Below are 8,164 nucleotides of genomic sequence, written 5' to 3'. Positions count from 1 at the left end.
TTGGGGGGGGTGGTGGGGGAGGGGGCGCCCCCCCCCCCCGCCCCCCCTCCCCCCCCCCCCCCCCCCCCCCCCCCCCCCCCCCCCCCCCCCCCCCCCCCCCCCCCCCCCCCCCCCCCCCCCCCCCCCCCCCCCACTTCGCTTCGCGCGCTGGTCAGATGCGGACCTGGACGGCGCGTGCGAGGCGGTCGTGCAGGCCGCGGGCGTCGCGGTCCCAGATGACCGCCGGGATGACCAGGGCCAGCAGCAGGGTGCGCAGCACCACGCGGCCGAAGCCGAGGCGCCCGCCGTTCTCCGAGATCACCCGGAGGCCGAGGATCCGCTTGCCGGGGGTAAAGCCCACGGTGCCCACCGTCAGGATCGCCAGGGCCACGAAGAGCCCCAGGGTCCAGTTGCCCGTCGCGGTCGACTCGCCGTGCGTGATCAGCCCGTACGTGATGACCAGGCAGCCGGTCCAGTCGATGGCCACGGCGGCCAGTCGACGCCCGAAGCGGGCCACGGAGCCCGGGCCCTCCTTGGGGAGGCCCAGCTGCTGGCCCGGGTAGCCGAAGTCGGCGCCCATGTCCTCGGCGGCCGCGCGGGGGCCGGAGAGCCACGATCCGATTGCTTGCCTGTTGTCCACCCGACCACGGTACCCGTGGTGCTCCCGCGGCCTCCGCCGGGACCCTGGTTAACTTGTGCGAAACAAATGGGTCATGCTTGAGAAATCCCGTCTGCTTATGGTCGGGTCAGCGTGCGGCACCGCACTGACGCACCACGAGCTATGCAACCCGTCCCTCCCCCGGGGCCGGGAGTAGGAGGAGTTGGATGTTCCAGAACGCCGACGAAGTGAAGAAGTACATCGCAGACAACGACGTCAAGATGGTCGACGTCCGTTTCTGTGACCTGCCCGGCGTGATGCAGCACTTCACGATCCCCGCAGGCGTCTTCAACCCGGACGAGGAACTGGCCTTCGACGGCTCCTCGATCCGCGGCTTCCAGGCGATCCACGAGTCCGACATGGCGCTGCGCGCGGACCTGTCGACGGCTCGACTGGACCCGTTCCGTCGCGACAAGACGCTGAACATCAACTTCTTCATCCACGACCCGATCACGGGCGAGGCCTACAGCCGCGACCCGCGCAACATCGCGAAGAAGGCCGAGGCGTACCTCGCCTCCACCGGCATCGCCGACACCGCGTACTTCGGCCCCGAGGCCGAGTTCTACGTGTTCGACAGCGTGCGCTTCGCGACCAGCGCGAACGAGAGCTTCTACCACATCGACTCCGAGGCCGGCGCCTGGAACACCGGTTCGGAGGACAACAACCGCGGCTACAAGGTCCGCTACAAGGGCGGTTACTTCCCCGTCGCCCCGGTCGACCACTTCGCCGACCTGCGCGCCGAGATCTCCCTCGAGCTGGACGCCCAGGGCCTCCAGGTCGAGCGTCAGCACCACGAGGTCGGCACCGGTGGCCAGGCCGAGATCAACTACAAGTTCAACACGCTGCTCGCCGCGGCCGACGACCTGATGCTCTTCAAGTACATCGTGAAGAACGTCGCCTGGCGCAACGGCAAGACCGCGACCTTCATGCCGAAGCCGATCTTCGGCGACAACGGCTCGGGCATGCACGTGCACCAGTCGCTGTGGGCGAACGGCGACCCGCTGTTCTACGACGAGGCCGGCTACGCGGGCCTGTCGGACACCGCCCGCTACTACATCGGCGGCATCCTCAAGCACGCGCCGTCGCTGCTGGCGTTCACCAACCCGACGGTGAACTCCTACCACCGCCTGGTGCCCGGCTTCGAGGCCCCGGTCAACATGGTCTACTCGCAGCGCAACCGCTCCGCCGCGATGCGCATCCCGATCACGGGCTCGAACCCGAAGGCCAAGCGCGTCGAGTTCCGCGCCCCGGACCCGTCGTCCAACCCGTACCTCGCCTTCTCGGCGCTGCTCCTCGCGGGCCTCGACGGCGTGAAGAACAAGATCGAGCCGATGGAGCCGATCGACAAGGACCTCTACGAGCTCTCGCCCGACGAGCACGCGAGCGTCCCGCAGGTCCCGACCTCCCTCGACGCCGTGCTGCGCGCGCTGGAGGAGGACAACGAGTACCTCCAGGCCGGTGGCGTCTTCACGTCCGACCTGATCGAGACCTGGATCGACTACAAGCGCACCCACGAGATCGCCCCGATCGCCCTGCGCCCGCACCCGCACGAGTTCGAGCTGTACTTCGACCTCTAAGCCGTGCCGTAACACCAGCGAGGGCCGCCGTCCCGGATTCCGGGACGGCGGCCCTTCGCCGTATGCGGGCGGCCTCCGCGTGCCGTACCTCACCGCACCGTCGGCATGCCGTTCGTCAAGGCGTGGAGGGCGCGGACCGCGAGGGCGGCGGGGGAGGCCGGGCCCGTGGTGGGGCCGTCGCTCGTGGACCAGACTTCCAGGGCGACCCGGATGGCGTCGGTGGCCGCGGCCGCGAGGAGGCGTACGGCCAGGGTGTCCGCGTCCGGGCCGGCCAGTCGTGCTATCAGGGGGACCAGCTGTTCCTCGGACTCCTGGTTGACCCGGTACCAGACGGCCCGCAGGGCGGGGTCGCCGGCGGCCGCGCGCAGCAGGCCGCGGGTCACCTCCAGGCCCTCGCCGATGACGAGCGGGTCCGTGAGGGAGCGGGTGACGGCGCGCTCCAGGGCTTCGGCCAGGGGGGTGCCGGGGTGCTCCTGCGCGAGCAGGGACCGCCACTCGTCGCCGCCGCCCGCGAGCAGCGGCGCCACGGCTTCCTGTTTGTTGCGGAAGTAGCGGTAGAACGTGCGCAGTGCCACGCCCGCGCGGTGCGCGATGTCCTCGGCGGTGGTGCCGTCGGGGCCGTGTTCGGCGAAGAGTTCGCAGGCGGCGCGGGCGATGTCCAGCTGGGTGGCGGCCTTGCGCCGTTCGGTCAGGGACTGCGCTGCGGGGCCGGGCTGGGGAGAGTACGGACGGGGAGATCTCACCCCCGAAGCCTACCTCTGCCCATCGCATTGGGCGGCATTCATTGTCATGCTGGCAAAACGTGCCATTGAGTCGTACGCTCGGTCCCATGAACCGTTACGAAGGACGTCGCGTCCTCATCACCGGCGGCGGCTCCGGCATCGGCCAGGCCACCGTCCACCGCATCCTGTCCGAGGGCGGCCGGGTCCACACCGTGGACGTCAGCGAAGCCGGCCTGAAGGCCACCGCCGAGCGGGCGGCGGCCGACGGGCACGCCGCGGCGCTCACCACCGCGGTCCTCGACATATCCGACGAGGCCGCCGTACGGGCCGGCGTGGCCGAGGCCGTCGCGGGCCTCGGGGGCCTCGACGTACTCGTCAACGCCGCCGGGATCCTGCGCTCCTCGCACACCCACCAGACGACGCTCGACTTCTGGAACAAGGTCATCACGGTCAACCTGACCGGCACCTTCCTGATGATCCGCGAGGCGATCGGGGCACTGATCGAGGGCGACCAGCCGGTCGTCGTCAACTTCAGCTCCACCTCGGCGTCCTTCGCCCACCCCTACATGGCCGCCTACGCGGCGAGCAAGGGCGGCATCCAGTCGATGACCCACGCCCTGGCCGCCGAGTACAGCAAGCAGGGCGTGCGCTTCGTCGCCGTCGCCCCGGGCTCCATCGAGAGCGGGATGACCACGGGCAACGGCCCCGGCCTGCCCGAGGACACCGACTGGAGCCTGTTCGCCAAACTGGCCCCGGCCCTCGGCCAGGGCTTCGCCGGACCGCAGACCGTCGCGGGCGTCGTGGCGATGCTCGGCTCGGAGGACGGCGCCTTCATCACCGGTACGGAGATCCGCATCGACGGCGGCACGCACTACTGACGAGCGGGTCCTCAGCCGCCGAAGCGCTCCCAGAGCCGGGGGAAGTGCTCCGCCAGCGCGGCCTCGTCCTCGAGGTCGAGCACGGTGCCCTCCGGCTCCGCGGGCTGCTCGGGGACGCCCAGGTCCGGCGGCTGCGCGCCGGTCAGCTGCTCGTACGCCTCGTCGGCGGCGTACCCCAGCTCCTCGCCGTCCCCGTCGATCTCCTCGTCGAAGTCGTCCAGCAGCTCCGCGAGGTGCTCCGGGTCGTGCACCGCGCCCTCGAAGACCTCCCGGCCCTGGCCGATCAGCCAGCAGCGGAAGAAGTCGAAGGCGTCGTCGCTCGCCCCGTTCAGCAGGACGGCGGCCGCCCCCCACAGCTCCCAGGTGTACGCGCGGTTGTACCGCGACTCGAAGTGCCGGGCGAAGTCCAGGACGGAGTCCGGGTCGAGCCGCACCAACCGTTCCACGAGCAGGTCGGCATGGTCCTCGGGGTCGCCTCCGGCGGCCGCGCGGGTGCTGTCGACGATCTCCCAGAACTCCGTCTCGTCCATCACCGCTCCAGCATCACGGCTGCGACCCCCACCCGCCACCGCGCGTACGGCGAAAGGCCGGTGTCCACCCCCGGAAGGGGTGGACACCGGCCTTTCGGCTCAGTGCGCGGGGGCGCCGCCGGGGCTCAGAGGCCGTAGCGCTCGCGGGCTTCCTTCACGGACGAGGCCGGGACCTCGCCGCGGCGGGCCAACTGCGCCAGCGCGGCGACCACGATCGACTGCGCGTCGACGCCGAAGTGGCGGCGCGCGCCCTCACGGGTGTCGGAGAGGCCGAAGCCGTCCGTACCCAGCGAGGTGTAGTCCTGCTCGACCCACTGGCTGATCTGGTCCGGGACCTGACGCATCCAGTCGGAGACGGCCAGGACCGGGCCCTGGGCGCCTTCCAGCGCGCGGGTGACGTACGGCGTGCGCACCTCGCCGCGCAGCAGGGCCTCGTCGCACTCCAGCGCGTCGCGGCGCAGCTCGCCCCACGAGGTGGCGGACCAGACGTCGGCGGAGACGTTCCAGTCGGCGGCGAGGAGCTTCTGCGCCTCCAGGATCCAGTGGATCGCCGTGCCGGAGGCCATGAGCTGGATCTTCGGGGCGTCGGCGGCCGGGGCCGCCTCCGCCAGGTCGGCCGCGGTGTTGAAGCGGTACAGACCCTTGAGGATGCCTTCCTCGACGCCCTCGGGCATCGCGGGCTGCACCTTCGGCTCGTTGTAGACCGTCAGGTAGTAGAAGACGTCTTCCGGCTTCTCGCCGTACATCCGGCGCAGGCCGTCCTTGACGATCACCGCGATCTCGAACGCGAAGGCCGGGTCGTAGTTGAGCGACGCCGGGTTCGTGGACGCGATCAGGTGCGAGTGGCCGTCCGCGTGCTGGAGGCCCTCGCCGGTCAGCGTGGTGCGACCGGCGGTGGCGCCGACGATGAAGCCCTTGCCGAGCTGGTCGGCGAGCTGCCACATCTGGTCGGCGGTGCGCTGCCAGCCGAACATCGAGTAGAAGATGTAGAAGGGGATCATCGGCTCGCCGTGCGTCGCGTACGACGTGCAGGCGGCGATGAAGTCGGCCATGGCGCCGGCCTCGGTGATCCCCTCATTGAGGATCTGGCCGTCCTTGGCTTCCTTGTAGTACATGAGCTGGTCGCGGTCGACCGGCTCGTACGTCTGGCCGAGCGGCGAGTAGATGCCGGCCGACGGGAAGAGGGACTCCATGCCGAAGGTGCGGGCCTCGTCGGGGACGATCGGCACCCAGCGCTTGCCGGTCTCCTTGTCCCGCATCAGGTCCTTGACGAGCCGGACGAAGGCCATGGTGGTGGCCATCTCCTGCTTGCCGGAACCCTTGAGCAGCGGGGCGAAGGAACGGTCCGCCGGAGCCGGCAGGGCCACGTGCTTGACCTTGCGGGCCGGGGCCGGGCCGCCGAGCGCCGCGCGGCGCTCGTTGAGGTACTGGACCTCGGGGCTGTTCGCGCCCGGGTGGCCGTAGGGGACCTGGCCGTCGGCGAAGGCGCTGTCCGGGATCGGGAGGCCGAGGAGGTCGCGCATGTCCTTGAACTCGTCGACCGTCAGCTTCTTCATCTGGTGGTTCGCGTTCTTCGACTCGAACCCGGCGCCCAGCGTGTAGCCCTTGACGGTCTGCGCGAGGATGACCGTCGGAGCACCCTTGTGCTCCAGCGCGGCCTTGTACGCGGCGTAGACCTTGCGGGGCTCGTGGCCGCCGCGGGAGGTGTGGAAGCACTCGGCGATCTTCGCGTCGGACAGTACGCCGGCCAGCTGCACGAGCTCGGCGTTGGCGCCGAAGAAGTGCTGGCGGATGTAGGCCACGTCGCGGGTCGCGTACGTCTGGAACTGCGCGTCCGGTACCTCGCGCAGGCGGCGTACCAGGGCGCCCGTGGTGTCGAGCTGGAACAGCTCGTCCCAGGCGGAGCCCCACAGGGACTTGATGACGTTCCAGCCGGCGCCGCGGAACTGGGCTTCCAGCTCCTGGACGACGCGGAAGTTCGCGCGGACCGGACCGTCGAGGCGCTGCAGGTTGCAGTTGATGACGAAGGTCAGGTTGTCGAGCTGCTCGCGGGAGGCCAGGGCCAGGGCGGCGGTCGACTCGGGCTCGTCCATCTCGCCGTCGCCCAGGAAGGCCCAGACGTGCGAGTTGGCGGTGTCCTTGATGCTGCGGTTCTGCAGGTAGCGGTTGAACCGCGCCTGGTAGATCGCGGACAGCGGGCCGAGGCCCATGGAGACCGTCGGGAACTCCCACAGCCAGGGCAGGCGCCGCGGGTGCGGGTAGGACGGGAGGCCGTTGCCGCCGGACTCCTGGCGGAAGTTGTCGAGCTGCTGCTCGGAGATCCGGCCGTCGAGGAAGGCGCGGGCGTAGATGCCGGGGGAGGCGTGGCCCTGGATGTAGAGCTGGTCGCCCGAGCCGTCGGACTCCTTGCCCCGGAAGAAGTGCTGGAAGCCGGTCTCGTAGAGCCAGGCCGCCGAGGCGAAGGTGGCGATGTGGCCGCCGACGCCGTACTTGGAGCCGCGGGTCACCATGGCGGCCGCGTTCCAGCGGTTCCAGGCGGTGATCTTGGCTTCCATCGCCTCGTCACCGGGGAACTCCGGCTCCGCGGCGGTGGGGATGGTGTTGACGTAGTCCGTCTCCAGCAGCTTCGGCAGCGCGAGGCCGGCGGCCTCGGCGTGCTGGAGCGTGCGGCGGAGCAGGTATTCGGCGCGGCGCGTACCGGCGGCCTGTGCGACGGCGTCGAGGGAGGCCGCCCATTCGGCGGTCTCCTCGGTGTCGCGGTCCGGGAGCTGGTCGAGCTCGCTCGGAAGCTTTCCTACGGGGTCGGACATCGGTGTGCGCCGCCTTCCGGACAAGGAGAGGTGGTGGAGAAAATCCCTGACGGGCAGGACAGGGTCGTTGGACCCGTGTGGGGTCCGCGGACGACTGTAAATCGCTGATCGATGATCGATCAAATGAAAGTGGCGAAAAAATGGCCGTGTGATAAAAGTCGGCACCGGGTGCCATGAATCAAGGCACCCGGTGCCGGGCAAATCGGGTCAATTCAGGCGCGCGGAGCGCACCCCAGGACGTGCCGCTTCACCAGCAGACCGATCTCCGGGTCGCGGTTGCGGAAGGCCTCGACGAGCGAGGCGTGCTCCTCGGCGTACGACTTCTGCACGGTTCCCAGCCAACGGATCGACAGGGCCGTGAACACCTCGATGCCCAGGCTCTCCCAGGTGTGCAGCAGCACGCTGTTCCCGGCGGCCCGCACCAGCTCCCGGTGGAAGCCCACCGTGTGCCGCACCTGCGCCGTGCCGTCCTCGCTGCGGTCGGCCTCCCACAGGGCCGCCACGTGCGGCTCCAGGGCCGTGCAGTCGGCCGCCAGGCGGGGCGCCGCCAGCTCGGCGGCGATCTGCTCCAGGCCCGCGCGGACCGGGTAGATCTCCTCCAGGTCGGCCGCGGAGAGGTTGCGCACCCGCACGCCCTTGTTCGGCGCCGACTCGATCAGCCGCAGGGTCTCCAGCTCGCGCAGGGCCTCGCGCACCGGCGTCTGGCTGACCTCCAGCTCGACGGCGATCCGGCGCTCCACGATCCGCTCGCCGGGCTTCCAGCGCCCGCTGACGATGCCCTCCACGATGTGCTCGCGGATCTGCTCGCGCAGCGAGTGCACCACGGGTGGCGTGATCATCGGGTCTTCATCTCCTGATCGGTGTACAGGGCCGTGCGGACCGGACTCGGGCCGGACTCGGGCCGTCCGAGGGGGGAGCCGCCCGATGCCTAGACAATACGGCGGCGCCCCCGCCCGGAAGTATTCCGGACGGGGGCGCCGACGGTGAGGCTCGTTACAACAGCGGTGGCG

General features: G+C 70.4%; 7 protein-coding genes. 2 read left to right on the top strand and 5 right to left on the bottom strand.

Annotated features, from left to right (window positions below):
• Positions 1-151: 151 nt before the first annotated feature.
• Positions 152-619: an RDD family protein gene (locus tag ACZ4UB_RS37430; protein ID WP_354383732.1), complete on the bottom strand. Its 468-nt coding sequence runs from the start codon at positions 617-619 to the stop codon at positions 152-154.
• Between the two features lie 185 nt (positions 620-804).
• Here ACZ4UB_RS37430 and glnA point away from each other — a divergent pair, with 185 nt between their 5' ends.
• Positions 805-2,214 carry a type I glutamate--ammonia ligase gene (glnA, locus tag ACZ4UB_RS37425; protein ID WP_354383731.1) on the top strand — a complete coding sequence of 470 codons (1,410 nt, stop codon included), beginning with the start codon at positions 805-807 and terminating at the stop codon, positions 2,212-2,214.
• Between the two features lie 89 nt (positions 2,215-2,303).
• Here glnA and ACZ4UB_RS37420 read toward each other — a convergent pair whose 3' ends face one another.
• Complete coding sequence (locus ACZ4UB_RS37420; protein WP_468077427.1) at positions 2,304-2,957, bottom strand: TetR/AcrR family transcriptional regulator; 654 nt, start codon at positions 2,955-2,957, stop codon at positions 2,304-2,306.
• Between the two features lie 86 nt (positions 2,958-3,043).
• On the opposite strand from ACZ4UB_RS37420, the gene ACZ4UB_RS37415 reads away from it, so the two are divergent.
• A complete protein-coding gene (locus ACZ4UB_RS37415) occupies positions 3,044-3,814 on the top strand; it encodes an SDR family NAD(P)-dependent oxidoreductase (RefSeq protein WP_468077425.1) in 771 nt (256 codons plus the stop codon).
• A gap of 11 nt (positions 3,815-3,825) precedes the next feature.
• Here the strand turns inward: ACZ4UB_RS37415 and ACZ4UB_RS37410 are convergent, their stop codons facing one another.
• The 3 genes from ACZ4UB_RS37410 to ACZ4UB_RS37400 all read right to left on the bottom strand — a co-directional run bounded on the left by ACZ4UB_RS37410 (position 3,826) and on the right by ACZ4UB_RS37400 (position 7,990).
• Entirely contained in the window at positions 3,826-4,344 is a 519-nt protein-coding gene (locus ACZ4UB_RS37410) for a DUF4240 domain-containing protein (protein ID WP_468077423.1), read from the bottom strand.
• 125 nt (positions 4,345-4,469) lie between these two features.
• Positions 4,470-7,154, bottom strand: coding sequence for a pyruvate dehydrogenase (acetyl-transferring), homodimeric type (gene aceE, locus ACZ4UB_RS37405; protein WP_468077421.1), 2,685 nt, complete (start codon positions 7,152-7,154; stop codon positions 4,470-4,472).
• 212 nt (positions 7,155-7,366) lie between these two features.
• The gene (locus ACZ4UB_RS37400) at positions 7,367-7,990 is read right to left on the bottom strand and encodes a GntR family transcriptional regulator (protein ID WP_354383738.1); all 624 of its coding nucleotides are present in this window, start codon (positions 7,988-7,990) and stop codon (positions 7,367-7,369) included.
• Between the last annotated feature and the right edge of the window lie 174 nt (positions 7,991-8,164).

It is taken from the genome of Streptomyces sp. NPDC028419 (assembly GCF_055565515.1).
Note: the sequence above shows the minus strand (reverse complement) of the source record. Positions and strands in the feature narration are given on the sequence as shown.